The organism is Rhizobium sp. L51/94 (assembly GCF_019355555.1).
Lineage (GTDB): Bacteria > Pseudomonadota > Alphaproteobacteria > Rhizobiales > Rhizobiaceae > Rhizobium > Rhizobium rhododendri.
The window spans coordinates 1-23847 of record NZ_CP072141.1 but is presented as its reverse complement, the minus strand read 5'-3'; the positions used below and the strand labels follow the sequence as shown (position 1 = coordinate 23847).

General features: G+C 60.4%; 23 protein-coding genes and 1 pseudogene. 11 read left to right on the top strand and 13 right to left on the bottom strand.

Annotated features, from left to right (window positions below):
- Position 1 precedes the first annotated feature (1 nt).
- The 3 genes from J5274_RS00120 to J5274_RS00110 all read right to left on the bottom strand — a co-directional run bounded on the left by J5274_RS00120 (position 2) and on the right by J5274_RS00110 (position 2704).
- Entirely contained in the window at positions 2-1081 is a 1080-nt protein-coding gene (locus tag J5274_RS00120; RefSeq protein ID WP_142830478.1) for a nickel/cobalt transporter, read from the bottom strand.
- On the bottom strand, positions 1075-1719 hold the full coding sequence (locus J5274_RS00115; protein ID WP_142830480.1) for a DUF1007 family protein: 645 nt from the start codon (positions 1717-1719) through the stop codon (positions 1075-1077). The genes J5274_RS00120 and J5274_RS00115 overlap by 7 nt, the downstream gene beginning before the upstream one ends.
- A gap of 91 nt (positions 1720-1810) precedes the next feature.
- Positions 1811-2704, bottom strand: a complete 894-nt coding sequence (locus tag J5274_RS00110; RefSeq protein ID WP_142830482.1) for a LysR family transcriptional regulator — start codon at positions 2702-2704, stop codon at positions 1811-1813.
- 645 nt (positions 2705-3349) lie between these two features.
- Between J5274_RS00110 and odc2 the strand changes: the two genes are divergently transcribed.
- From odc2 to J5274_RS00095, 3 genes are all read left to right on the top strand, one after another.
- Positions 3350-4483 (top strand): ornithine/lysine decarboxylase, encoded by a 1134-nt coding sequence (gene odc2 / locus J5274_RS00105; RefSeq protein WP_142830484.1) that lies wholly within the window; start codon positions 3350-3352, stop codon positions 4481-4483.
- Positions 4484-4576: 93 nt separating this feature from the next.
- Positions 4577-5167, top strand: coding sequence for a GNAT family N-acetyltransferase (locus J5274_RS00100; protein ID WP_142830486.1), 591 nt, complete (start codon positions 4577-4579; stop codon positions 5165-5167).
- A 299-nt stretch (positions 5168-5466) separates the two neighbouring features.
- Positions 5467-6711, top strand: coding sequence for an MFS transporter (locus J5274_RS00095; protein WP_142830488.1), 1245 nt, complete (start codon positions 5467-5469; stop codon positions 6709-6711).
- Between the two features lie 41 nt (positions 6712-6752).
- Here the strand turns inward: J5274_RS00095 and J5274_RS00090 are convergent, their stop codons facing one another.
- From J5274_RS00090 to J5274_RS00070, 5 genes are all read right to left on the bottom strand, one after another.
- Positions 6753-7742: a WD40 repeat domain-containing protein gene (locus tag J5274_RS00090; protein ID WP_219274710.1), complete on the bottom strand. Its 990-nt coding sequence runs from the start codon at positions 7740-7742 to the stop codon at positions 6753-6755.
- On the bottom strand, positions 7742-8866 hold the full coding sequence (locus tag J5274_RS00085; RefSeq protein ID WP_142830491.1) for a GTP-binding protein: 1125 nt from the start codon (positions 8864-8866) through the stop codon (positions 7742-7744). The genes J5274_RS00090 and J5274_RS00085 overlap by 1 nt, the downstream gene beginning before the upstream one ends.
- Positions 8867-8978: 112 nt before the next feature.
- Positions 8979-9368 (bottom strand): type II toxin-antitoxin system VapC family toxin, encoded by a 390-nt coding sequence (locus J5274_RS00080; protein WP_111218802.1) that lies wholly within the window; start codon positions 9366-9368, stop codon positions 8979-8981.
- Positions 9365-9634 (bottom strand): type II toxin-antitoxin system Phd/YefM family antitoxin, encoded by a 270-nt coding sequence (locus tag J5274_RS00075; protein ID WP_142830492.1) that lies wholly within the window; start codon positions 9632-9634, stop codon positions 9365-9367. Before J5274_RS00075 ends, J5274_RS00080 begins: the two co-directional genes overlap by 4 nt.
- A gap of 69 nt (positions 9635-9703) precedes the next feature.
- The gene (locus tag J5274_RS00070; RefSeq protein WP_142830494.1) at positions 9704-10495 is read right to left on the bottom strand and encodes a creatininase family protein; all 792 of its coding nucleotides are present in this window, start codon (positions 10493-10495) and stop codon (positions 9704-9706) included.
- Between the two features lie 85 nt (positions 10496-10580).
- On the opposite strand from J5274_RS00070, the gene J5274_RS00065 reads away from it, so the two are divergent.
- The 3 genes from J5274_RS00065 to J5274_RS00055 all read left to right on the top strand — a co-directional run bounded on the left by J5274_RS00065 (position 10581) and on the right by J5274_RS00055 (position 13193).
- Positions 10581-11096, top strand: a complete 516-nt coding sequence (locus J5274_RS00065; RefSeq protein WP_142830496.1) for a MarR family winged helix-turn-helix transcriptional regulator — start codon at positions 10581-10583, stop codon at positions 11094-11096.
- A gap of 94 nt (positions 11097-11190) precedes the next feature.
- A complete protein-coding gene (locus J5274_RS00060) occupies positions 11191-12213 on the top strand; it encodes a LacI family DNA-binding transcriptional regulator (protein ID WP_111218794.1) in 1023 nt (340 codons plus the stop codon).
- 20 nt (positions 12214-12233) lie between these two features.
- A complete protein-coding gene (locus tag J5274_RS00055; protein WP_142830498.1) occupies positions 12234-13193 on the top strand; it encodes a 2-hydroxyacid dehydrogenase in 960 nt (319 codons plus the stop codon).
- A gap of 14 nt (positions 13194-13207) precedes the next feature.
- Here the strand turns inward: J5274_RS00055 and J5274_RS00050 are convergent, their stop codons facing one another.
- Positions 13208-13966: a gamma-glutamyl-gamma-aminobutyrate hydrolase family protein gene (locus J5274_RS00050; protein ID WP_142830500.1), complete on the bottom strand. Its 759-nt coding sequence runs from the start codon at positions 13964-13966 to the stop codon at positions 13208-13210.
- Positions 13967-14159: 193 nt separating this feature from the next.
- Here J5274_RS00050 and J5274_RS00045 point away from each other — a divergent pair, with 193 nt between their 5' ends.
- The 4 genes from J5274_RS00045 (at position 14160) to J5274_RS00030 (ending at position 19062) form a co-directional block, all read left to right on the top strand.
- Entirely contained in the window at positions 14160-15269 is a 1110-nt protein-coding gene (locus tag J5274_RS00045; RefSeq protein WP_142830502.1) for a TRAP transporter substrate-binding protein, read from the top strand.
- 189 nt (positions 15270-15458) lie between these two features.
- A complete protein-coding gene (locus tag J5274_RS00040) occupies positions 15459-17762 on the top strand; it encodes a bifunctional diguanylate cyclase/phosphodiesterase (protein WP_142830504.1) in 2304 nt (767 codons plus the stop codon).
- A 188-nt stretch (positions 17763-17950) separates the two neighbouring features.
- Positions 17951-18703, top strand: coding sequence for a hypothetical protein (locus J5274_RS00035; protein WP_219274709.1), 753 nt, complete (start codon positions 17951-17953; stop codon positions 18701-18703).
- Positions 18704-18837: 134 nt separating this feature from the next.
- Positions 18838-19062, top strand: a complete 225-nt coding sequence (locus tag J5274_RS00030; RefSeq protein ID WP_142830508.1) for an aa3-type cytochrome c oxidase subunit IV — start codon at positions 18838-18840, stop codon at positions 19060-19062.
- Between the two features lie 22 nt (positions 19063-19084).
- On the opposite strand, the gene J5274_RS00025 is transcribed toward J5274_RS00030, so the two are convergent.
- From J5274_RS00025 to J5274_RS00010, 4 genes and pseudogenes are all read right to left on the bottom strand, one after another.
- Complete coding sequence (locus tag J5274_RS00025; protein ID WP_142830510.1) at positions 19085-20197, bottom strand: FAD-binding oxidoreductase; 1113 nt, start codon at positions 20195-20197, stop codon at positions 19085-19087.
- Between the two features lie 156 nt (positions 20198-20353).
- Positions 20354-21217, bottom strand: a complete 864-nt coding sequence (locus tag J5274_RS00020; RefSeq protein ID WP_224127942.1) for a tetratricopeptide repeat protein — start codon at positions 21215-21217, stop codon at positions 20354-20356.
- Positions 21218-21360: 143 nt separating this feature from the next.
- Positions 21361-21486 (bottom strand): annotated as a pseudogene (locus J5274_RS29325) (30S ribosomal protein S21); the annotation flags it as partial.
- Between the two features lie 479 nt (positions 21487-21965).
- Entirely contained in the window at positions 21966-22739 is a 774-nt protein-coding gene (locus J5274_RS00010) for an SDR family oxidoreductase (protein WP_202617173.1), read from the bottom strand.
- A 71-nt stretch (positions 22740-22810) separates the two neighbouring features.
- Between J5274_RS00010 and J5274_RS00005 the strand changes: the two genes are divergently transcribed.
- Entirely contained in the window at positions 22811-23722 is a 912-nt protein-coding gene (locus J5274_RS00005; RefSeq protein ID WP_142830513.1) for a helix-turn-helix domain-containing protein, read from the top strand.
- Positions 23723-23847: the final 125 nt, after the last annotated feature.

The window sequence follows — 23847 nt, the reverse complement described above, 5'->3', positions numbered from 1 at the left end:
TCTAGGTCTGCAGCGACGCGCCCAGCAGGACGATACCCGTTACAATCACGAAGACGGCGCCGAGAAGCTCTATGCCGTTGCCCACCCAGGTGGACTTTGCCGATCCCGGCCCGGCAAGGCGCATCGCGAGCCCCTTGGCAGTGACTGCCATGATCGCCAGCATCGACACGGTGATGGCCGTGCCGAGCGACATGGCGAACACCGACAGCACGCCGCCGAGCAGGAGCCCGTTGAGCATTGCGAAGGTCATGACCAGCAGGGCGCCGGAGCAGGGGCGAAGGCCGACGGCGACAATGGCCGACCAGGCTTCACGCGCGCTGAAATGCTCCGCTTTCAGAAGCAAGGGATCGGGCAGGTGCGCACGTCCGCAATCCTCGCAGACCACCCCGGCCGTTCCAAGGGTCGGGGCATCGCAGTTAAACTGGCCGGCAGACGCCACGGTTGCGTCGTTGCGGGCGAAGGCACCGCTGTCGAACAGCGCGACGCTGACAGGGCCGGCAGGGGTCGCCATTTCCATGCGGCGCTCGGGCATGGCGCGCATCATTGAGCGCAATTTGCGAAACAGCAGCCAGCAGCCGAACAATATGACCATCACGAAGGAGGAGATCTCCATGGCGTTGGTCGCCTCGGTCATGGTGATGCCGCTGCCACGCAGCACGAAATAGGCGGCACCAACGACGGCAATGGCAACCACGCCCTGGACGAAGGCGGACACGAAGGAAATCGCGATGCCGCGTTTCAACTGGATCTCGTTCGCAACCATGTAGGACGAGATCACCGCCTTGCCGTGGCCGGGACCGGCCGCGTGGAAAATTCCGTAGGCGAAGGATAATCCGATCAATGTCGAGAGCTGCCAAGGATCCTTGCGCATGGCGCCGATCGATTGGGTCAGGGCGCGGTAAAACGCCTGTTGCTGGTCGTTGACGTAAAGGAAGATTGGCGCAAGAGGGCCGCCGATTGGTTGGAAGCTCGGTTCAGCGGTGCCGATGCCGAGAGGCGACCCGGTGGCGTGCGCGAGGCCGGTTGCGGCGAGGAGGAGCGCAACTGCAAGCGACGCAAAGGCAAGGCGGCGGTTCAGCATTGGGCATCGATCCGTGTTGCAAACAGTTTCGACATGGTCGTCCCGGTGGGGTCGTTGAAGAAGGCGTCGGTCAGCGATGACTTGTTCTCGGCGATAACCTCGTCCGGGTCGGGGCGCACGACCTTCGTGGTGCAGGATTTGAAGGTGCTTCCGATGGTCACGAGGTCGCCGTCTGTCGGGAAGTCGATCGAGGTGTAGAGCGTCGGGTCGTAGATGCCGAAGGAAAGTCGGTTACCCTTCATCGGCATCGGCTCTGCCGGCGAGACCTTGAAGAACATCAACAACTGTCCGTCCTTGTAGTCGACGTGAATGACATCAGGCTTGTTCACCTTAATCGCCTTTCCGTTCAACGACATGTTCACGTAGTAATCGTAGTCGGCAAGCGAATCGCGCACGGTGGCGCCGACTGCAGTCAGTTCGTCCGGGTCGAGCTTCAGGTTGGCGTTCTTGTCGAAATCCATCAGCACCGAAGACGAGAATACCTCGTCGAACCGCCAGACATTCTGAAGCTCCTTGACGTTGCCGTCATCGCCGGCCACCACCTCAAGCCGCGCCTGCACGAAAATATGCGGGTGGGCAAATGCTGCGGCGGGCGCCAGCAACAGCATTGCGGCGAGCAGGAGGGTTGTTTTATTCATGAGCCCTCGGCGCATCGCAGGTCATCGTTCATGGTGCAACTTCGTGAAAAAATGAGACGGAATTGGGACCGGTCCAAGTGTGGCAGGGAGCCTAGCCGTTCTTGCGAAACCAGTTGTGCAGGTAGTCGACGAAGATGCGTACCTTTGCCGGCAGGTAGCGCCGATGCGGGTAGACGGCGTAGATGCCGCGATCTGTCGGTATGTAGTCGTTGAACAATGTCACCAGTGCGCCGCTCTCGATGCTCTTGCGGGCGATAAAGTCTGGTACGATGGCAAAACCGATGCCGGCCAGCGCGGCGCGCAATGTTGCATGCGGGCTGTTGACCTCCATCGGGCCGGTGATGGGGACATTGAACCAGGTGCTGTCGGGGTTGCAAAATCGGATGCTGCCCTGCGCACGGTTGTTGGTGTCGATGATGAAGGGGATGCGGGAAAGGTCGCTCGGATGATCGAGGGGTTGATGGCGGTCGAGAAACTCCTGCGTGGCGCAGATATGCACGCGAAAATCCGAGATTTTCCGGGCGATCATGCCGGAATCCTCGAGTTTCGTAACACGGACGGCGACATCGAAGCCCTCCTCGATCAGGTCGACGAAGCGGTCCTCTGCAGCGATCTCCAGCGAAAGATCCGGGTTTTCCTTGGCAAAGTCGATCAGCGACTGGCCGACATCCGCATCCATGAAGGTGCGCGGCACCGAGACCTTCAGCCGCCCTTTGAGCTGGACGTTGTTTTCACGGACGAGGTCGGCGAGATTGTCGATCTCTTTCAGGATATCGGAGGCGGTGCGAAAATAGGTGTGGCCAGCTTCCGTCATCGAGAATTGCCGGGTGGTTCGGTTCAGCAGCAGCGCGCCGAGTTCGTCTTCGAGTTCCCGCACATATTTCGACAGCAACGCCTTCGAGCGCCCGGTCTTGCGGGCGGCGGCCGAAAAACCCTCGGCTTCGACGACATCGATGAAGGCGCGTATGCGGGTGAGGGTGTCCATTTTTCGTGGTAATCCTGTTCTTCAACCGGATAGACCCATGACGAATCCCGGGTTGGTGTCAAGTTTTACCATATGCCCTCAGCCAAGCGTGGCGGTCTTGGAGCCAGCACTTTGCTCCATCATTCGGAGGGCTTTTCGCCCTCGTCAGCAAGGATTTCCGGCATCCAGTTGACGCCGCGCATTTTTTTTGCCTTTAGCCAAGAAAATTCTTGATTGTTACAACGAATGTTCTTATCTCCCGGTCAGCCCAAAGTCGCACGTGCCCATGGGTGTCCGCTGGTCCTCTAATTGGTGAGGATACGGTAAGGTACCTGGAATTAACCCCTCCAGTCGCTATCTCGGCCTTCCGAGAAATGCGAGGACATCTGAAGCAACGACGGTGCGGGCCTTTTTGTTCTCTTCCGGCTTTCCATCAGCCGGGGTTACTGAAGAGGCACACCATCATTGCCGGAAGTGCGGTAGGGAAACCTCCAATCCAAGGCAGACAAAGCCGAACCTATGCCATCCTGTGGCGTTGGTTCACTGATCGAGCATCGTGCGTTCGCCAAGGATCCGGGGTCTCCACCGGCTGGGTCCTAGCGTGGATTCGCGTATGCCCTTTGTCCTCCGGTCTGACCGCCGGAGCCTGTATTGAAGGGACTAACCATGACCACTCAGCGCATCCGCGACTTTCTCGCAACCCGACGTCCCGACGGCCCTTGCCTAGTGCTGGATCTCGACGTGGTCCGCGACAATTTTCATGCTTTCCGCCACGCCATGCCGGACAGCTCGATCTATTATGCCGTCAAGGCAAACCCGGCTCCTGAAGTGTTGAAGCTTCTGGCCGGCATGGGCTCCAACTTCGATTGCGCGTCTGTCGCCGAAGTCGAAATGGCGCTCGACGCTGGCGCAACGCCTGCTCGCATCTCTTTCGGCAACACGATCAAGAAGGAACGCGACATCGCCCGTGCGCATGCACTCGGTGTCAGCCTTTTTGCCGTGGACAGCCATGAAGAAGTCGAGAAGATGGCCCGAGCCGCTCCTGGCGCCCGCGTATTCTGCCGTGTGCTGACGGATGGCGAAGGTGCCGAATGGCCTCTGTCGCGCAAGTTCGGCTGCGTTCCGCAGATGGCAGTCGACGTCCTCGTCTATGCACATCAGCTCGGCCTTGAATCCTATGGCGTGTCGTTCCACGTCGGCTCGCAGATGACCAAGGTCGATGCCTGGGACTCGGCTCTTGCCGATGCCAAGCGCGTGTTCGTTTCGCTGGGCAAGCAGGGCATCCACCTGCAGATGGTCAACATGGGCGGTGGATTTCCGACCAAGTACCTGCGCGACGTTCCTGCTGCCGAAGCCTATGGCAAGGCCATCAACCAGAGCCTGCGCGATCACTTCGGCAACCAGATCCCGAAGACGATCATCGAGCCAGGTCGCGGCATGGTCGGCAACGCCGGCGTCATCAAGGCGGAAGTCGTGCTGATCTCGAAGAAGTCGGACAATGACGAAGCCCGCTGGGTTTTCCTCGACATCGGCAAGTTCGGCGGTCTCGCCGAGACGATGGACGAAGCCATTCGCTATCCGATCCGCACCGAGCGCGACGGCGACGAAATGGAGCCTTGCATCATTGCCGGCCCGACCTGCGATTCGGCCGACGTGCTCTATGAGAAGAACCTCTATCCGCTGCCATTGTCTCTGACGATCGGCGACGAGGTGTTCATCGAAGGCACCGGCGCCTATACGACGACCTATTCGGCTGTGGCTTTCAACGGGTTCGACCCGCTGAAGTCCTACGTCATCTAGGTCGACTTCGCCGGCCCCGGGAAAGACCGGGGCGGCACCTTCACAATTTTCATTCACCGCCGCTCATAACGGTATTGGGTACGGGAGGCCGATATGGCCGCTGTTCTTGATTCTGTACGCGCACTCTTTGCGCCGTCCACTTTCGCAATCGACCACGAAAACGCAGGCGACGTCGTTGCCCGCGAGAACCTGCTGAACCGCGCCATGGGTGCCGGTCGCACACGGAAATCCTCCGAAAAGCTGCGTCGCGGCTGCATTCCGGCCGAAGGCCTGGCACTTGTTGCCCGCGACCGCAGCGGCCATGTCATCGGGACCGTGCGTCTCTGGAACATCGAGGCCGGTGTGAACCGCGAAACACAGGCCGTCGATGCCCTGTTGCTCGGGCCTCTCGCTGTTGATTCGGACCACGAGGGCAAGGGCATTGGTGCGGCCCTGATGCGGGCTGCCATTCTCGAGGCGAAGCAGCGCGGCCATGGTGCCATCTTGCTGGTCGGCGATCCCGCCTATTACGAACGCTTTGGCTTCTTTGCCGAAAAAGCGTGCCATCTCGTCATGCCCGGCCCATTCGAGCGTCATCGTTTCCTGGCGCTGGAACTGAAGGACGCATGGCTGGAAGGTGCTGCAGGCATGCTGGTCGCCAACGGCCGCAGGCTCACGCAGGCCAAATCGCGCCGCGCGGCCTGATTTCGGATAGATGACGTGACGACGCTGCATGGACAGCGTCGTCGCTTCCCCCGCATGTGATTGCGTGTACTACCTGCCTCGCTCGGGGTATCACAATCGCGTCAACCTCGCATTCGGCGGAACCTTTTTTCTATCCCTGATGTTTGAGGTCCGGTAGCGCGTTTGATATCGACGTGCTGTTGGCCCAGCAAAGATCGCGCCAAAAAGCCGCCGACAGCCGATATCATACGGGCCCGTTCATTCACCAGACGGCTTCCGGACAATGCCCGCCTTGCCGCCATCTTCGGACCGGAGGCCCCATGTCCGCCATAGATGATATCCGCTCGCTTACCCCACAACAGCGCAACACCGTCATCGCCAGCTTTCTCGGCTGGACGCTCGATGCATTCGATTTCTTCATTCTCGTTTTCGTCCTGAAATCAATTGCCGAGGAGTTCAAGACGGATATTTCGGCGGTCTCCGTCGCCCTCTTTCTGACTTTGGCAATGCGGCCGGTCGGCGCACTGATTTTTGGCTTTGCTGCCGACAAGTTCGGCCGGCGGGCGACGCTCATGGTCGACGTGCTGCTTTATTCCGTGTTCGAGCTGGCGTCGGGCTTTTCGACCAGCCTCACGATGCTCATCGTCTTTCGCGTCTTCTACGGCATCGCCATGGGTGGCGAGTGGGGCGTCGGTGCATCGCTCGTCATGGAAACGATCCCGGAGAAGGCGCGCGGCGTCGTCTCGGGCGTGCTGCAGGCGGGTTACCCATGCGGCTATCTCATTGCGTCGCTTGTGTTCTTCTTCCTGTTCCCGGTGATCGGTTGGCGTGGGATGTTCATCATCGGCGCATTTCCGGCGCTGCTGGTTCTCTATATCCGCCGGAATGTCGAGGAATCGCCGTCATTCCTTAAGAACAAGGATCGGGCACGGCGGCCTTTCCTCACTGTCCTGCGCGAAAACATTCCCCTGTTCATATGGTCGGTCGTGCTGATGACCGCGTTCAATTTCTTCAGTCACGGGACGCAGGATCTCTACCCGACTTTCCTCGAAACCCAGCGCGGGTATTCCACCCACACAGTCGGCGCAATCGCCATCGTCTACAATATAGGCGCGATCCTTGGCGGGTTGTTCTTCGGCAGCCTTTCGCAGCGGATCGGCCGTCGCAAGGCCATCGTCATCGCTGCATTGATTGCCATTCCGATCGCTCCGCTATGGACGCTGGCGCAGACACCGGTGATGCTGGCGGCGGGCGCCTTCCTCATGCAGTTTTTCGTCCAGGGCGCATGGGGTGTCGTACCGGCGCACCTGAACGAGCTATCGCCGTCAGAGGTACGCGGCACCTTTCCGGGCTTCGCCTATCAGCTCGGCAACCTGCTCGCCTCCGGCAACGCCACGCTGCAGGCGGGCCTGGCCAGCCACTGGAACGGCAATTACGCCTATGCGCTGCTGCTTGTGGCCGTCATCGTGGCTGCCGCCGTGGCTCTACTCGCCGGCTTCGGCTACGAGAAGAAGGGGACGACCTTCGAATTGCCGAAGGAAGACCATAAGGCTTCCGTGCCATAGTCTGGACGCTCGACGGAGCGTCCGACTGATACGTTTGGCAGCTATGCCGCTATGTCGACGACACCGCAATCGCCGGCAGCCGATGCGAAAGCCATCGTCTTGCCGGATTTGCTCCAGCTCATCGAGGTGATCGCGCCGTTGCCCGGGCGGCGCAAAAGCGCCTCCTTGCCGTCGGCTATCCGGACGGCCAGAATCATGCCGTCGATAAAGCCGATGGCGACGATGTCTTCGGCGGGATGAAAGCGCACGCAGGTCGCCATGATGTTGGCGCGGGTGCCGAGCTCCAGAGGCGCCTTGCCCATCGGCCCGTCCTTTCCCTGGAACGGCCATACGATGGCGGCGGGAGCGCCCGAGGACGCGAGCCACTTGCCCTTCGCGGACCAGGACAGCGACTTTACCTTGGCGGGATAGCCGGTCATGCGCATATGGCGGGCGTCTGAGCCTGCCTTTGGATCTAGCTTCCAGCCATGCAGTGCATTTTCCTGCATTGTCGTGACGACAAACTGGCCGTCCGGCGAGAAGGTAACGCCGTTATGGGCGCCTTTCCAATCGAGATTGACAGACGCACCTGACGTGCCGACCCAGTGCAACGTCACGCCGTTGTAGCGCGCCACGGCGATCCTCAGGCCTTTCGGTGCAAACGCGATGCCTTCGACCGTGCGCTCTTCGGTGAATTCCTTGGTGCTGCCATCGGCCAGCACGACATAGGTCGTCTTGCCGTGGGCGTAGGCGATGGCGCCCTGGGGACCTGATGCCACCTGGGTGATCCACTTTCGCGGGGCTTCGGCAATCTGCGTGATGTCGTCGTCGGAGGTGATACGCTGGACCTTGCCGCTTTCGCCACCGACGATCAGGCTTTCGCTATGGGTGTCGCGGACGCAGGTGAGCAGGCCCTGATGGGCTTCCGTCACCTTCTCGCCGCCCTCGAACCTGCGAACTGTGCCGTCGGCTCCAATGAAATAGGGAACATCGTTCAGGAACTCGACGGCCAGGACATGGCCGTCGATATCAATCGGCGCAACTGTCGGCATCAGGCGGCCGCCTGGCAGGCCTTGAAGCTGGCTTCCAGCTTCTCGCGGTCAAGTTCGCGACCGATGAAGACGAGGCGGCTTTCGTGGATTTCGCCGTCCTTCCACGGGCGCTGGTGGTCGCCCTCGATGATCATGTGGACACCCTGGATGACATAGCGCTCGGCATCGCCCTTGAAAGCGATGATGCCCTTCAGGCGCAGGATGTTCGGGCCTTCGGTCTGGGTAATCTTCTGGATCCACGGGAAGAAGCGGTCTGCGATCATCTCGCCGCCGCGCAGGGACACAGACTGGACAGTGACGTCGTGGATCGGCGAGGGGCCGTGGTTATGATGGTCGTGGCCGTGATGATCATGTCCATGGTGGTCGTGCCCATGGTCATGATGCCCGTGATCATGGTGGTCGTGATCGTGATGATCGTGACTGTGGTCGTGGTCGCAATCCGGGCCGCAGACGTGCTCGTCACCGGCAGTCAGGAAATGCGGGTCGTTTTCCAGCGCCCGTTCCAGGTTGAAGGCACCTTGGTTGAGCACGTGGGCGAGATCGACTCCGGAGCGGCTGGTCTTGTAGACGCGGGCGGCCGGGTTGATTGCGCGCACCACATCCTCGATCTGGGCAAGCTCGGCCGGCGAGACGAGATCGGTTTTGTTGATGATGACGACATCGGCGAAGGCGATCTGGTCCTCTGCCTCACGGCTGTCCTTGAGGCGCAGCGGCAGGTGCTTGGCATCGACCAACGTGACGACGGCATCGAGTTCAGTCTTGGTGCGGACGTCGTCGTCCATGAAGAAGGTCTGGGCAACCGGGACGGGGTCTGCAAGGCCGGTGGTCTCGACGATGATGCCATCGAAGCGGCCGGGGCGCCGCATCAGGCCCTCGACGACGCGGATGAGGTCGCCGCGCACCGTGCAGCAGACGCAGCCGTTGTTCATTTCATAGATTTCTTCGTCGGATTCGACGATCAGATCGTTGTCGATGCCGATTTCACCGAACTCATTGACGATGACGGCGTATTTCTTGCCATGGCTCTCCGACAGGATGCGGTTCAGCAACGTCGTCTTGCCGGCGCCGAGATAGCCGGTCAACACGGTGACGGGGATTGGCTTGAGAGCAACAGGTTCGGTCATGGGAGCCTCGAAAACTGGAGGGGGCCGCAAGGGCGGAAATGGGGTCGGTCACCATATAAGGATACGGTTCCGGCAGTTCAAAGGCTTTTATTGTAATAGAATCACATTCCCGTCACGGCGCGATGGCGGGGACGATATCGGTGCGGGCAAAATCATCGCCGATGAAGAGCAGGGGGCAGCCGAATTCCCGGGCCGTGGCGTAGGAGAAGCAATCGCCGAAGTTGAGGGCGGCGGCGTTGATGCTCTTCCCCCAGCGGTCAAATGCTTCGCCGGCCAGTCGCGCGCGATCCCTATCGACATCCACGATCGTGATGAAAGGCGATGCTAATAATTCTGTCATCTGTTCAGAGATGTTGCGACGTCTGGCGACAATCAATGCCTCTACTACTGTTCCTGCAGATATCAAGATCTCGGTTTCGCGATTGAAGACCTCACTGCATACCGATGCCTTCGGCTCAAGCAGCAGCATTGCGACAAGAGCCGAAGTGTCGATAACGATCATATCGGCAGACCGAATTCATCATAGAGAAAGTCTTGGCTGCGGGCCGCATCCGGTCCCGGCGGAAGATTTTTGCGGCGAACTTCTGCCTGAAGACGGGCAACCAATTCTGATTTTTCCTCGAGCGTCATCGATGCCCTCACCTCCGGCACCAATTCAAGCTTCACGGCAGGGCCTCCGGCCTGGGTCAGGACGACCTCTTCGCCCTGTGCCGCAAGACGCACCAGCTCGGTGAGTTGCCCTTCTGCCTCGGCGATGGAAATGCGCATATCCGCCTCCTGTTCGGCGATACAGCCTAAGGCAATATGGGCGATCTACCGCAGTAGCGCAAGTTTTGGCTAGCGCAGCTCAGCGACCTCGAAAGCATCCACATCCTGCAGCAGTTCTATCAGTCCGCCAATTGCATGCGCGATCAGCGCCTCGCCTTTTTCCGCTGTGGCTGCCGCCGCGTTGCCGGCGGCTCCTTGTTCGTTGAGGTCGGACATCTTCCAGCCGAATGCGTGCGGGCCGTAGGCGCGAAGGTGGCGGAAGCGCCCTGCAAAACCCGACTGGCGGGAGGGGAAATCCGCGGTCTGGGTCATGTCTACGGCGTCTGGATGAAGCGCCAGCATGACCGACGTCTCGACATCGCCGGCGTGGATATCAATCGCCTTGTTCTCCGGAGAGATCACGCCATCGGGCACGCCGAAGCGCGTCCAGCTTGTGGCGACGACCAGCATGTCGAAGCGGATGCGAGCCTCGGTGGCGACGATGGTCATCAGCGGCGCGTTGCCGCCGTGGGCGTTGAGCAGGACGAGTTTGCGGATGCCCAGGCGATGGAGGTCGGCGGCGATGCCGAGCCAGCGTTCGATGGCATCCTGATAGGCGAGGGACCGGGTACCGGCGACATGCAGATGCTCCGGGGAGTAGCCGACCGGTTCGACCGGCAGCACCGTGACGGGCAGGTCACTAGGCAGGCGTTGCTCGAGGCGATCGACGATGCCTGCGGCGATCAGCGTATCGGTCTCGAGCGGCAGGTGCGGGCCGTGTTGTTCGTGGGCGCCGAGTGGCAGGATGGCGATCCAGCCGGCGCGTTCCCGCGGCTGCAGGTCGGTATTATTGTCTGCGAAGCGAAATGACGGTCGCGTCATGTGCGAATGTGCCCCTTGTTTATGTCAACGTCGTTTGCGATGTCATATCCCGGTGATGCACGAGCGGAAAGACGGCGGACACACAATGGCGAAGAAGAACAAGGACAGCAAGAAAACCAAGTCGGCCAAGAAAAAGGATCAGGCTGAGTACACGCTGGCCGATCTGTCGCCGGCGCTGACCCAGGCGGCCCGGTCGATGCGCACGGCCATCACCCGCAATCTCGGCGATAGCGGTCTCTATGCCGGGCAGGACGGTGTCATCCTGGCGCTTGCCGAGGAAGACGGCCTGCCGGCGGGCAGCCTCGCCCACAAGCTCGGGGTCAAGGCGCCGACGATCACCCGGACCATCGGCCGGATGGAGGCGCAGGGTTTCGTCGAACGCCGCGCCGATGCTGACGATGCGCGGTTGACGAAGGTCTATCTCACCGACAGCGGTCGCAACACCGTGGCGCAGATCAATGCCTCGGCGCAAGCCTGCGACGCGCTGGCAACGCGCGGGTTTTCCGAAAAGGAAATAAGGACCGCGGTGCGCCTGCTGAAAGCCATAGACAATAATCTGCTGGCCGGGGAGGGCGAGGAGCAGATCGAAGCCGAGGACTGATTTCAAATATATCGTCAAAATAACGTTGATTTTAATCGCGAACTAAATATTTTAAATCCCGGTGACGCGAATGACGGCGTGCCGGGGAGATGATGTGGTACAAAAAATAAAACTATCGACGATTGCCGGAACGCTGGGAATTTCGACGGCGACCGTATCTCTGGCATTGCGCGACAGCCCGCTTGTCGCGGCTACCACGCGGGAGCGCATCAAGGACCAGGCGAGGGCTCTCGGTTATATCTACAATCGCCGTGCCGCGAGCCTGCGGACCTCGCGCTCCGGCATCATCGGCGTCGTCGTGCACGACATCATGAACCCATTCTACGGCGAGATCCTGAAGGCTATCGAGACCGAACTCGACCGCAGCCGCCATACTTTCATCCTGTCCAACCACTACGATTCGGTCGAGAAGCAGCGGACCTTCATCGAGACGCTGCTGCAGCTCGGCGGCGACGGCGTCATCATGTCGCCGGCCATCGGCACGCCGCCGGAAGATCTGGCGCTCGCCGAGGAAAACGGCATGCCGGCCATCCTCGTGGCTCGTTCGATGGAGGCGCTCGGTCTGCCGACGTTCCGGGGCGACGACAGCTACGGTATTTCGCTGGCGACCAATCACCTGATCAGCCTCGGCCACCGCTCCATCGCCATGATCGGCGGCACCGACCAGACCTCGACCGGCCGCGACCGCTATCATGGCTATGTCAACGCGCTGCGAAAGGCCGGCATCGAGGTCGATCCGGACCTGCGCATTCCGGGGCCCCGCTCCAAGCAGGGCGGCTTCGAGGCCGCCGTCCACTTTCTCTCCCTGCCGCAAAAGCCGACCGCCGCCGTATGCTGGAACGATCTGGTGGCAATCGGGTTGATGAACGGTATCGCCCGTGCCGGACTGGTCCCCGGCAAGGATATTTCCGTCACCGGATACGACGATCTGGAGGAAGCGGCCATCGCCACGCCTGCTCTGACGACGGTCTGGAACGGCCAGGCAGAGGTCGGCAGGCTTGCAGCGCGCGCGCTTTTGGATAGGCTGGCGGGCAGCCACGAACCGGACGGTATCCATCTCATAAAGCCCGAGATGCGCATCCGCCAATCCACGGAGCCCTATCGCCCGCGCTCCTGAACCATCACCGAGAGAAGTCCATGCCAGATACGCGTCCCACCGTCCTCGTTCTTTCCGACGTTCATCCTCGTGTTGCCGAAAAACTCAAGGAGCGTTTCGATGTCCTGGTCGTCGGGCGCAGCCAGCGACTGGCGATCGAGCCGGCGGTTGCCGAGCGGATCCACACCGTCGCCTCGTCAGGCACGTTCGAGTCCGCCTGGATGGACCAGCTGCCAAACCTGCAACTGATTGCGAGTTTCGGGGTCGGTTATGACGGCGTCGACGTTGCGCATGCCGTGGCGCGGCGCGTCGTCGTCACCAATACGCCGGATGTGCTGAACGACGAGGTTGCCGATACCACGATCGGCCTGCTGCTGAACACGCTTCGGCAATTCCCCACGGCCGAACAGTGGCTTCGCCAGGGGAACTGGAAAAACGGCGCCTATCCGCTGGCCCCGTTCTCGCTGACAGGACGTCATGTCGGTATTTTCGGGCTTGGCCGCATCGGTAAGGAGATCGCCCATCGGCTGGCGCCATTCAAGGTGAAGATCAGCTACCATACGCGCACCCGCTATCCTGACGTCGAATACGATTATTATCCGACGCTCAGGGAGATGGCCGAGGCGGTCGACACGCTGATTGCCATCGTCCCGAAGACTGCCGCGACCCACAAGGTTATCGATGCCGAGATCATGTCGGCGCTTGGGCCGAATGGCGTGCTGATCAATGTCGGCCGAGGCTGGTCCGTGGATGAGGATGCGCTGGCTGCCGCACTTGGCAACGGTATGCTCGGTGCAGCCGGCCTGGATGTCTTTTACAATGAGCCTCATGTTCCCGAAGCGCTGCTAGCCCTTCCGAATGCGACCTTGCTGCCGCATCTCGGTTCTGCGACGGTGCAGACCCGCGATGCGATGGCGGACCTGGTGGCCGGCAATATCATCTCATGGCTGGAAAACGGTCATGCGGTCACGCCCGTCCCGGAAACACCGCTCAAGCGTTGATGCGGACGCTTGTTCTATCGGGGAGTGCGGACTGCCACGTAGGCGCGTACCGCGTCCCCATAGGCTTCGAATAACTGCCGCGACGGCGTATCGGTCTCGGCCCAATATTCTGGATGCCACTGGACACCGACAGCGAAGCCCTTGGCATCGATCACAGAGACGGCCTCTACCGTTCCGTCCGGCGCCGTCGCCTCGACCTGCAGGCGGGGAGCCGGGGTGGCGATGGCCTGGCGATGCAGCGAATTGACGAGAATATCGTCACTGCCGAGATAGCGGGCGATGCAGGAGCCTTCCCTGATCCGCACTGTCTGGCGGATGGCATACATGGCGTCGCGCTCGGGTACCGGCGGTTTACGATGATCGTCGCGGCCGGGCTTCTCCTGGATTTCGCTGTCAAGCGTGCCCCCGAGTGCGACGTTCAGTTCCTGGATGCCGCGACAGATGGCGAGCAGCGGCATGCCGCGATCTATGGCATGGCGGATCAGAGGCAGCGAGGTCGCGTCACGGGCCGGGTCGAAGGGCCCGTGTTCCTCGGTCGGCTCCGTGCCATAGAGCGACGGGTGGACATTGCTCGCGGCGCCGGACACCAGCACGCCGTCGACGCGGTCGAGTATGGCGTCGGTGTCGTAGCCCTCTTCCATGGCGGGCACTATCAGCGCCATCAGGCCTGCGGCATTGAGAGCGGCGCGGATATACTGGTGCTGGACCGCGTGCCATCCGCCGCCCTCCATCGTCCGGAAGTCGGCAGGAATGGCGATGATTGGCTTGGACATGCAAGGCTCCGGTAAAAATGCCCGATTTATAAGATCGTTAGGAACGTAGAATGCTAGCGAAGTCAAGATTCCGCGCTGTCTGCGGGGATACTGAGGGTTGAAACGCGGGGGTTGAAATGTTTAGTTCGAACCGGCCGTACCGAGACCGGCACGGGTGGACGCCCTGCCGGTTTGTCCACGGGGGAGAATTGTGATGGATCGTCGTTCCTTCATCAGGAAAGCGGGTTTGATGGGGGCTGCCGCCACCGCTTCGACGGCGCTGGCCGCGCCAGCGCTTGCACAGCAGACGCCGAAGGTCACCTGGCGTATGACCTCGTCCTTTCCGAAAAGCCTCGACACGATCTATGGCGGCATCGATGACATTGCCAGCCGGGTTTCGGATGCCACTGACGGCAATTTCACCATCCAGACGTTCGAAGCCGGCGAGATCGTTCCGGGCCTGCAGGCTGCCGATGCGGTCAGCGCGGGAACTGTCGACGCCGCCCACACCTGCTCCTATTATTTCTGGAACAAGGATCCGACTTACGCCATCGGTACGACGCTGCCGTTCGGTCTCAATGCGCGACTGACGAACGCCTGGTACTACCAGGGAAACGGCAATGCGCTGATGAACGAGTTTTATGCGACGCAGGGGCTCTACGGTCTTCCGGCCGGCAATACCGGCGTGCAGATGGGCGGCTGGTTCCGCAAGGAGATCAATACGCTCGACGACCTGCGCGGGCTCAAGATGCGCATCTCGGGGCTGGCCGGCAAGGTGATTTCGAAAGTGGGCGTCGTCCCGCAGCAGGAGCTTGCTGTCGGCGATATCTATTCGGCGCTGGAAAAGGGCACGATTGACGCGTGCGAGTGGGTCGGTCCCTATGACGACCTGAAGCTTGGATTCCAGAAGGTTGCAAAGTTCTACTATTATCCAGGCTGGTGGGAGGGTGGCGCGGTCATCCACGCGCTCTTCAACCTCGAAAAATGGAATGCGCTTCCGAAGTCATACCAGACCGTCCTTGCCGACGCCTGCGCCTTTGCCAACTCCAACATGCTGGCAAAATACGATGTGAAAAACCCTCAGGCTCTGAAGGCGGTCGTCAGCCAAGGCGTAACGCTGCGGCCGTTCAGCCAAGAAATCATGGAAGCCTGCTTTCAGGCAGCCGCGGCCATCTACGCCGATCTTTCAAAGGCAAATCCATATTTCAAGAAGATCTATGACGATCAGGTTGCTTTTAAAAAGGATGCCTATCTCTGGATGCAGCTTTCCGAGTACACATTCGACACGTTCATGATGATCCAGCAACGTGCGGGCAAGCTTTGAGCCATGTTGCTGGCCTATAGGCAGGTCGAGATCGCACATTAAAAAGTCGCGGTAAAAGCGAAGTTTTAATACTGTCGCCGGTGTTCGATAGACGTTGCAATCGTTAATGCCTGTCCAATGTCAGGCGAATGGGCAATTATTTTTTAAGGGGTTTGACCTATTGTCCGCCGCGTATCAGGGGGACTGTGGATGAAGCCTCAAGACCCGAACGGCGTTCCGACAGATGTCTACCTGTCATTCGTAAGTTCACTGTTTGGAAATCGCAGCACGCTTTTCACGGGCATGATCGTGCAGATCATGACCTATGCTGCCGTCTTTTCAAAATCCGGGTCGCACTTCTATCTCTACCTCACAGCTGTTTTCATCGCCGTCTGCGCCTATCGCATCTATTGGTTTCATCGCTTCGATACCGCCGACAAGTCGGCGATGAGCCGTGAGGATATTGCGCTGTGGGAGCGCCGCTATCTGTACGGGGGCGTCTCCACCACCACGCTCCTTGGTATCGGCAGCGGCTTTGCCGTGTTTGTCCTGCAGGACATGTTCGCCGAGATCGCCTGCGTTGCGGTCACGCTTGCCTCGATGGTGGCGGTTGTCGGACGCAATTACGGATCTTCGAAGGCGGTCAACCTTCAGACGATCTCCGCATCGCTGCCGATCAGCCTCGGCTTCCTGCTTTTGCGCGATCCCTATATGCAGCTGTTGTCGGTGACCCTCATCCCCTTCGTGCTGACGACGCGGTCGATGGCCACAGGGGTGCGGGAGTTTCTCTACAAGAACGTGATCGCGGCGCGCGAAATCTCGCTGATCAACGATCGCTTCGACACGGCGCTCAACAACATGACGCACGGCCTCTTCATGCTGGATGCGAACAATCGCATTCTGGTCGTCAACCGCAAAGCCTGCGAACTGCTGCATCTAACAAACCAGGAGCAGCTCAAGGATTGCGAACTCGACGTCGTGCTGCGCTACGGCGTGCGCAATTCCTTCATCGACGGCTCGCTACCTAGCTTGATCCAGCGGCAGCTGGCGCAGCTTGTCGACGGTTCGCTGTCGCGGACGCTGATCCAGTTCAGCGAAAACCTGTTCCTCGAATTTTCTGCCAGCCGTCGTGGCGATGGCGTCGTCATCCTGATCTTCGAGGATGTGACCTCCCGCATCCGCGCTGAGCGCAAGATCCTGCATATGGTGCGCTACGACGCACTGACAGGCCTGCCCAACCGCGAATATTTTATTGATCGCGTCAAGGAAAGTCTTGTCGCGCGTGCGAAACCTGGAACGATCGGGTTTGCCGTTCTCGACATCGACGAGTTCAAGCATGTCAACGATATCAAGGGACATATCGTCGGCGACCACCTGCTGGCCGAGATCGCAGCTCGTTTAAAACGGGAGGCGAAAGATGTCGCGCTCGTGGCGCGGCTGATGGGCGACCAATTCGTGGTTTTCTTTCCGAACGAGGACGATGTCGCAGATCTCGGCCAGCGCATACGGACACTGCATGCGGCCATCGGCGGCAACTACGAGGTCGACGACACCACCTTCCGGATCTCTGTCAGTGCGGGCTACGTGATCATCGGCAGCCAGGAGTTCCGCCCGGAAGAATGGCAGATCAAGGCCGACCTTGCGCTATTCGAGGCGAAATCCCGCGCCAAGGGAAGCTGCTCGGAGTTCGAGGAGGAGATGGACGAGCGCTACATAGAGCGCCAGAAGCTCAAGGAGGAGCTGCGCGAGGCGATAGAGCAGGGCCAATTGCAGGTCGTCTACCAGCCTATGTTCCTGCCCGACGGCAGCCGCATCGATTGTTGCGAAGCATTGTCCCGCTGGAACCATCCCGAACGGGGTATGGTGCCGCCTGACACATTCGTGCAGATTGCCGAAGACATGGGTATCGTTTCCGGCATAACCCACCACATCCTCAACCTCGCCTGCCACGATTGCATGGCCTGGCCCGAAACGATTTCTGTGTCCGTCAACCTTTCCGTCCAGGACCTGCGCAGCAATGCTATCGTCTCCGTGGTGCGCAAGGCGCTGGCGGCATCGGGCCTGCCGCCAGCGCGCCTGCATCTCGAGGTGACGGAAAGCTGCCTTATGGATGAGCTTGCGACGGTGGGGGCCATCCTGACCGAGCTGCGCAGCATGGGTATAACCATTGCCATCGATGACTTTGGCACCGGTTTTTCCAGCCTGTCCTACCTCGATTCGCTGCCGATCGATGTCGTCAAGATCGACCGCTCGTTCGTGCGCAATATCACCGAGGACGAAAGGCGGCTCAAGCTGCTGCGCGGTACTGTCAATCTCTGCCGCGAACTGGGCCTTCAGATCGTTGTCGAGGGCGTCGAAACGCAGGACCAGCTCCACCTCATCAACCAGTATTACTGTGCAGATTTTGTGCAGGGCTACGTGTTTTCGAAGCCAGTTTCGAACGCCACGCTGCTGTCGATGGTGGCCGTTCTCGATGCAAAACGTGCCACCACGGTCGTGGAATATGTCGCGTAAAAAGATATCGAATTTCGCTAAAAAATCACATTTTCATACACTGAAGTTTCTATGTCATTGATTTTATTCGCGTTATTAGAAGACGTTAACCCTAATAAAATGTATCTTAATTAATTTTTAATCGCTCATTGCGAGATGGATCGCGCTCACGCATTAATCTCCTATTAGGAATTCAGGGCGTTGGCGTCATGCGTAACGAAGTTGTTCAAAGCAGTTTTTCAAACAAGCTTCTCGAAGTTCTGGATCACATCGAATACCGCCGCGTCGAGACACAGGAAGACATGGAAGAGGTCGCAAGGATGCGATACCGCGCCTACAAGCTCGCCAACATCCTGACACTCGATGGCGCCAAGCTTATAGATGCCGTCGATTTCGACGATCATGCCTATGTCTTCGGCGTCTATTTCGACGAACGGCTGATCAGTACGGTGCGTATTCACCACGTCACGCCGGACCACCGCATCAGCATCACCCGCGATATGTACCCGAAGGAAATCGATGCTTTTCTCGACAGCGGCATGACGCTGATCGATCCCGTCCGTTTCGCCGCCGACCCCGAGATCATCGGTGAAATGCCGGCCTTGCCGTATCTCACCCTGCGGATCGCCTCAATGGCAGCCGATTACTTCGATGCCGACAGGGTGCTGCAACTCGTCAGTCCGCAACATGCGCCGTTCTACAAACGGGTATTTTCCGCCGATACGGTCGTTCCGGCGCAAATGGGCGTCGGAAAATACAATATACCGCTGACGCTGATGGCGACGCGCACGCGGGAAGTGCGAACCGCTCTCTACGAACGCTTCCCGTTTTTCATCTCCGAGCCCTACGAGCGTCGCATGATGTTCCAGCGTTCGGAAGCCATGGGCTCGACGCCGCTGACCATTCTGCCGACGGCCCGCTTTGCTGCTGCCAACCGAGCCGGAACTCTGCGGCAGGCCTGACCTGATCTCCTGCTGCCCAGGCGTCACGCATTGCCTCTTGTCTCGCTTTATGAGAGCATCTGCGCGGGAGGGCCATCGACCGCGCCTTGTTGCAAGGGCATTGGTCGATAGGCGCGCAAGAGGAGGAAATCATCATGGCAGAACATCCGACCGGTCCATCCGAAACCGGCGCTCCGATGGACTATAACGAGCACGAGAAGACCTATTCCCTGTTCCTGAACGGCGCCAAGCTGCTGAGCGTGTTCGTGGCGGCACTGCTGATTGCCATGGCCGGCGGGTTTTTCGGACATGCGGGACTGGTAGGTGGCGTGCTTATCTTCGTGATTGTCGCCTTCGTCGGCTATATCATGACCCGCTGAGCGCCGATTTCGCCGGTGCGCATCAGCGTCCGTGCTTGATCAGAGGTGTGCCGGACGTGAACCGGCTGAAACGCAGCGGCGCCAGGGAGGCGTCAGGCGTGCCACCGATGATTTCGTTGGCAGCCAGCAGTCCGACCAGTGGCGCCAGCGTGACGCCGGAATGCATCATGGCAAGGTATAGGCCCGGCGCTTGCCCGGTGTCGCCGATGATGGGGAAGCCATCGACGGGCGTCGGGCGGTATCCAACGGTGTATGTTTCGAGTTCCAGATCCGCAGCATTGTCCAGCATCGTCCGCACCTCGGCAAACAGGCGGTCGGCAACGCCCTGCGCATCGCTGCCGGGATCGCTGCCGCCGAAATCACCGCCGGCAATGATGCGGCCCTCGGTCGTCTGGCGCATATGCAGATGCGGGGCGATGACGAGGCCGTTCAGGCGCTTTGGATACGGCTTCGAATGTACGATGAGGCCAGGCGGCGATGTGATCGGCAGATGGATGCCGACGGAAGCAGCGATGGCGGCCGACCCCGTGCCGGCAGCCAGCACAACATGATCGGCCATGACCGGGCCATCGGCCGTCCTGATGCCGACGATGCGACCGTTTTTCTCGATGAGCGCTTCGACGACGAGATTGGGCAGGAATGTCGTGCCAAGGCGAAAGGCATCGCCGAGCATGCAGCGGGCAGCGATTTCGGGCTCGACGGAGCCTTCCTCGGCCGCAAACAGCGCAAATTCCGGCGGGTCTGCCAGATGCGGCTCGATAGCGCGGCTCTCGTCGCGGGCGACGGAGCGCAGATCGTAGCCCCAGCCACCATGCTCGACGGCATAGGCTTCAAGCTGACCAACGGACAAGTCGAAGCACAGGGCGCCGGTCCACTGCAGCGGCAGCGTTGGCAGGTCTTCGGCCATTCGCTTCCATTCCTGCATGGCGCGCAGCCGCAGCCGAAAATAGAATTCCGGGTTGCCCCAGCTGGCATTGATCCATGCAAAGGAATTCGGCGTCGCGTCGCCGCCGGTCTTCGTAGCGACAACTGTTACGGATGCGCCGCGCATCGCCAGATGCCAAGCGATGGAGGCGCCGACGATGCCGGCGCCGATGACGATGATTTTAGGGGACGCGGATGTAAGCTGGGCCAAGCGGTGCCTCGCATGTCAGTGGCGTCCTGAGGAAGTCTGCGGCGCCTTCGGGAAGACTGTGTCACTCAGGCAGGTCTTGCAATGAGGCATTGCGAAACGACGCCTTCCGCAATGCCTGGGGATGCCCGGCGCTGGTTGCGCCGGGGTATCGTTCTATCAGCCGCGAAGACGGGCGAGGCCGTCCTTGGCCGGCTGGAAGCGCGGGTCGAGATTGAGCGCGTGCTGGTAGGACTTCTGTGCCTTCGCCTTGTCGCCGCGCTGTTCATAGACCAGCGCCTGGTTCGACCATGATTCCGCCACCTTGTTGTCGAGGTCGATGGCGTGGTTGAAGTCGGCAAAGGCGTTGTCGAGATCCTTGTTGGCGATATAGGAGATGCCGCGGCCGTTGTAGGGCTCCGGCGAATTCGGCGACAGCGAGATCGCCTTGGAGAAATCGTCGATCGCCTTTTCCTGCTGGCCGCGCTTCTGGAAGATCAAGCCGCGGCCGTGATAGGCGCGTCCGTCCGTCGTGCCGAGCTGGATCGCCTTGGAGAAGTCGTTGAAGGCCTGGTCGTCTTGTCCGGCGAGGCGATAGATATTGCCGCGACCGATATAGGCGACATCGTAGTTCGGGTTGATCTGCAGCGCCGAGGAGTAATCGGCGGCGGCTTCCGCCTGCTTGCCCATGTTGCGGTAGACAAGCGCGCGGTTGGCATAGGCCTGGTAGAATTTCGGATTGAGCTGGATCGCCTGGTTGAAGTCGGCCAGCGACTTGGAGAATTCGCCGGCGCGGCCATAGGCCGATCCACGCACGTTGTAGCCTTCCGGATCCGACGGATTGGCGGCGATGACGGAGCTAAGCGAGGAAATGTTTTCCTGCGAACCCTGCGCCTTGTCGATGCGGATGACCGCGTCCGTGGAGTTCGTCTGGCATCCGGCAAGGCCAATCGCGGCGACGAGCGCCAGAAGCGGCAATGCTGACTTGCCGGCCCTGCAAACAGAAGCGGACCGGATCGGGGTTCGGGACTGTTCATGCGTCATAAATGCCATTCCGGATTTCGCTTTCCATGCGGTCAGATCGGGCTGTGCCGAGAGATTTGTTCATAAACTAAGATGGCGGCGGCGAATGATTCGCCCCGCCACAGATACATTCGAAAACGTCGAAATAACGACTATCCGATCTTTCCTTCGCGCTGCATCTTCTTCTTGAGCGCGCGGAGCGCCTGGTCGACCTTGTTGTCGCGGACAAGTACCTGCACGAGAACACCGTTCCCCGGTTCGATTGCACCCCGCCAACCAGCCGGTCCCAGTCACCGACCCTGAAGGCAAAATTGTGTGGCTAGCCCAGCCTGAGACAGGGCAATTGGCCGTGGGCGATAGCAGATTGGGGGGTGGAAGTCTAGATGAGGGGATGGGGGAGGCCGGGAAAAAGGAGAGGTGCCGGACGTCATAACTCGGGACGGACATGCCCGCTTTATGTCGTATGCTTCGGCGCCGGGACAGGGCCTGGTCAAGGCAACTGAGCTCGTACGACGGATGCGAAAGCCGCTTTCTATCGGCGGGACGCATATGGTCATAGGATGAGGGGCCACATGGGCGCCCGGACGAACTGGTCGGAGCCGCTGAGCGCGGCCGGTTCGTGGTTGCCGAAGAGCGACAAGGCCGAGGCGGTGCCTCTGTCCGGTGCCGCCCGAAATCGAGGCAGCCGATGGCCCGCTCGAATGGTTCATCGGCGCTTTTCGATGTGGGATCGGCGCCCGCTTGCGACGGACGCCGGTTGGTCATGGGTTTAGCGGGCGATGAAGCCGCCGTTGATGAAGAGGGTCTGGGCTGTCACCCAGCCGCCGCCCGGGCCGACAAGGAACTCGATCAGTGGCGTGATTTCGTCGATCTCGCCGAGGCGGTTCTGGGGGCTCATGCCGGAGAGAAACGCTTTCGAATCGTCCGTCTCCACTGGGTAGAAGAACGAGGTGTTGAGTGGGCCAGGTGCCACGGTGTTGACCGTGACGCCCCGGTGGCCGATTTCCTTGGCAAGGGCGCGTGTGAAGTGTTCGAGCGGCGCCTTTGACCCGGCGTAGATTGCGTAGAGCCCGGTCGTTGCCGCTTGCAGCGTCGTGCCGATGTTGATGATCCGGCCGTTGTCGGCGATCCGTTTGGCTGCCTCCTGCATGCAGAAGAACGCCGCCTTGCTGTTGATTGCAAAGCTCTGGTCGAACTCGGCTTCGGTGATCTCTACGAACGGCTTCTTGACCACCTTGCCGACTGTGTTCACCACGATGTCGAGTTGGCCGAACGTCTCGTCGACCGCGTCAAACAATTTCACCACGTCGGCGACCTTTGTCAGGTCGGCGCTGAACAGAAGCGCCTCGGCACCGTAATGCTTGATCTCGGCGGCGGTCTCTTCCGCTTCGCCCCTTGATGCCTCGCCGTGATAGTGGACGGCCACCCCGCGGCAGCCGTTGCGCGCCAGCATGACGGCGTAGGCCCGGCCCTGATTGCGCGTTGCACCCATCACAACCGCTACCTTGCCATCGATGTTTTTGCTCATGTCGTTCGTTGTCATTGTCTTTCTCCTTGTTGATGAGCAAGGAATAGGCGACATGGAGGGGTGCGGCTTTCAGGATACGCGCATCGTTGTTAGTAAATCCGCACGCCGGACGGGGAATAGACATGTCAGATGCCATTCCACCCGAAGCCCCCCATGTTGCCACTACCGACACACCGGTGCCGAACTGGGGCAGGCTTGTCCGGTCGGATTTCGGGACGGCGGCGTGGAACCGGCGGAACGCCGGCGAGATCAGCCAGTCGATCCCCCATCATCTCGTGCTTTTGTCCTTCAAGCCCTTCAGCAACCGCGAGTCGCGCCTCGGCGGCACGCGGATCCGCACCGCTTCGGCTGCTAGCGGGTGCTGCGAGATCGTGCCGGCAGGGGCGGACTACTGGGCGCGCTGGCATGAGCCCAAGGAGGTGGCGGCGTTCTCGCTGTCGCAGAAGTGGCTCGATGACCTCGCCCAGTCCGACCTCGATCTGCCGGCTGCCACCGTCGTCGCGGACGCATTGCCGGTCGTCGACCGCCGTGTCGGGCTGCTCGGCGGCATGCTGCGCGACGAGCTGCGTTCGGGCACGCACGGGACAATGGCGAGCCTCGAGCTTGATTCGCTCCTCAACCTGCTCGGCATCCACCTTATCCGGCAATATGGCGTGGCTCGGCCTCAGAAGGATCTGGGCGGCCTGTCGGACCGGCAGTTCCGACAGGTGCGCGACCATATGCAGGCGCATCTTACAGACGGTGTCCGGCTCGACGCGCTGGCCGCGCTGGTCGAGCTCTCGTCAAGCCAGATGCTGCGCTCTTTCCGGCGCCGGACGGGGACGAGCCCGCACCAGTATTTCACCCGCCTACGCCTCGATCAGGCCCGCGCACTGATCGTCAATGGACGGCTGCCGCTGGCCGAGATCGCGCTCAACTGCGGCTTCTCCAGCCAAAGCCATCTCACGGCCATCATGCGCCGGGAAGATGGCCTGACCCCCGGCGCGCTGCGGGTATAGGGGGCGTAAGTGTTGGGAAGCCGGGATGTCGCTGACAAATGCCTGCACGGGAACACCGTTTCCCGGTTCGATTGAACCCCGCCAACCTGTCGATCCCAGTCACCGACCGTAACGGTAAGTGTGTC

Excerpts from the sequence above, each read along its gene's own strand:
- J5274_RS00120 (WP_142830478.1), bottom strand. The coding sequence starts at position 1,081 with ATGCTGAACCGCCGCCTTGCCTTTGCGTCGCTTGCAGTTGCGCTCCTC.
- J5274_RS00115 (WP_142830480.1), bottom strand. The coding sequence starts at position 1,719 with ATGAATAAAACAACCCTCCTGCTCGCCGCAATGCTGTTGCTGGCGCCC.
- J5274_RS00110 (WP_142830482.1), bottom strand. The coding sequence starts at position 2,704 with ATGGACACCCTCACCCGCATACGCGCCTTCATCGATGTCGTCGAAGCC.
- odc2 (WP_142830484.1), top strand. The coding sequence starts at position 3,350 with ATGACCACTCAGCGCATCCGCGACTTTCTCGCAACCCGACGTCCCGAC.
- J5274_RS00100 (WP_142830486.1), top strand. The coding sequence starts at position 4,577 with ATGGCCGCTGTTCTTGATTCTGTACGCGCACTCTTTGCGCCGTCCACT.
- J5274_RS00095 (WP_142830488.1), top strand. The coding sequence starts at position 5,467 with ATGTCCGCCATAGATGATATCCGCTCGCTTACCCCACAACAGCGCAAC.
- J5274_RS00090 (WP_219274710.1), bottom strand. The coding sequence starts at position 7,742 with ATGCCGACAGTTGCGCCGATTGATATCGACGGCCATGTCCTGGCCGTC.
- J5274_RS00085 (WP_142830491.1), bottom strand. The coding sequence starts at position 8,866 with ATGACCGAACCTGTTGCTCTCAAGCCAATCCCCGTCACCGTGTTGACC.
- J5274_RS00080 (WP_111218802.1), bottom strand. The coding sequence starts at position 9,368 with ATGATCGTTATCGACACTTCGGCTCTTGTCGCAATGCTGCTGCTTGAG.
- J5274_RS00075 (WP_142830492.1), bottom strand. The coding sequence starts at position 9,634 with ATGCGCATTTCCATCGCCGAGGCAGAAGGGCAACTCACCGAGCTGGTG.
- J5274_RS00070 (WP_142830494.1), bottom strand. The coding sequence starts at position 10,495 with ATGACGCGACCGTCATTTCGCTTCGCAGACAATAATACCGACCTGCAG.
- J5274_RS00065 (WP_142830496.1), top strand. The coding sequence starts at position 10,581 with ATGGCGAAGAAGAACAAGGACAGCAAGAAAACCAAGTCGGCCAAGAAA.
- J5274_RS00055 (WP_142830498.1), top strand. The coding sequence starts at position 12,234 with ATGCCAGATACGCGTCCCACCGTCCTCGTTCTTTCCGACGTTCATCCT.
- J5274_RS00050 (WP_142830500.1), bottom strand. The coding sequence starts at position 13,966 with ATGTCCAAGCCAATCATCGCCATTCCTGCCGACTTCCGGACGATGGAG.
- J5274_RS00045 (WP_142830502.1), top strand. The coding sequence starts at position 14,160 with ATGGATCGTCGTTCCTTCATCAGGAAAGCGGGTTTGATGGGGGCTGCC.
- J5274_RS00040 (WP_142830504.1), top strand. The coding sequence starts at position 15,459 with ATGAAGCCTCAAGACCCGAACGGCGTTCCGACAGATGTCTACCTGTCA.
- J5274_RS00035 (WP_219274709.1), top strand. The coding sequence starts at position 17,951 with ATGCGTAACGAAGTTGTTCAAAGCAGTTTTTCAAACAAGCTTCTCGAA.
- J5274_RS00030 (WP_142830508.1), top strand. The coding sequence starts at position 18,838 with ATGGCAGAACATCCGACCGGTCCATCCGAAACCGGCGCTCCGATGGAC.
- J5274_RS00020 (WP_224127942.1), bottom strand. The coding sequence starts at position 21,217 with ATGACGCATGAACAGTCCCGAACCCCGATCCGGTCCGCTTCTGTTTGC.
- J5274_RS00010 (WP_202617173.1), bottom strand. The coding sequence starts at position 22,739 with ATGACAACGAACGACATGAGCAAAAACATCGATGGCAAGGTAGCGGTT.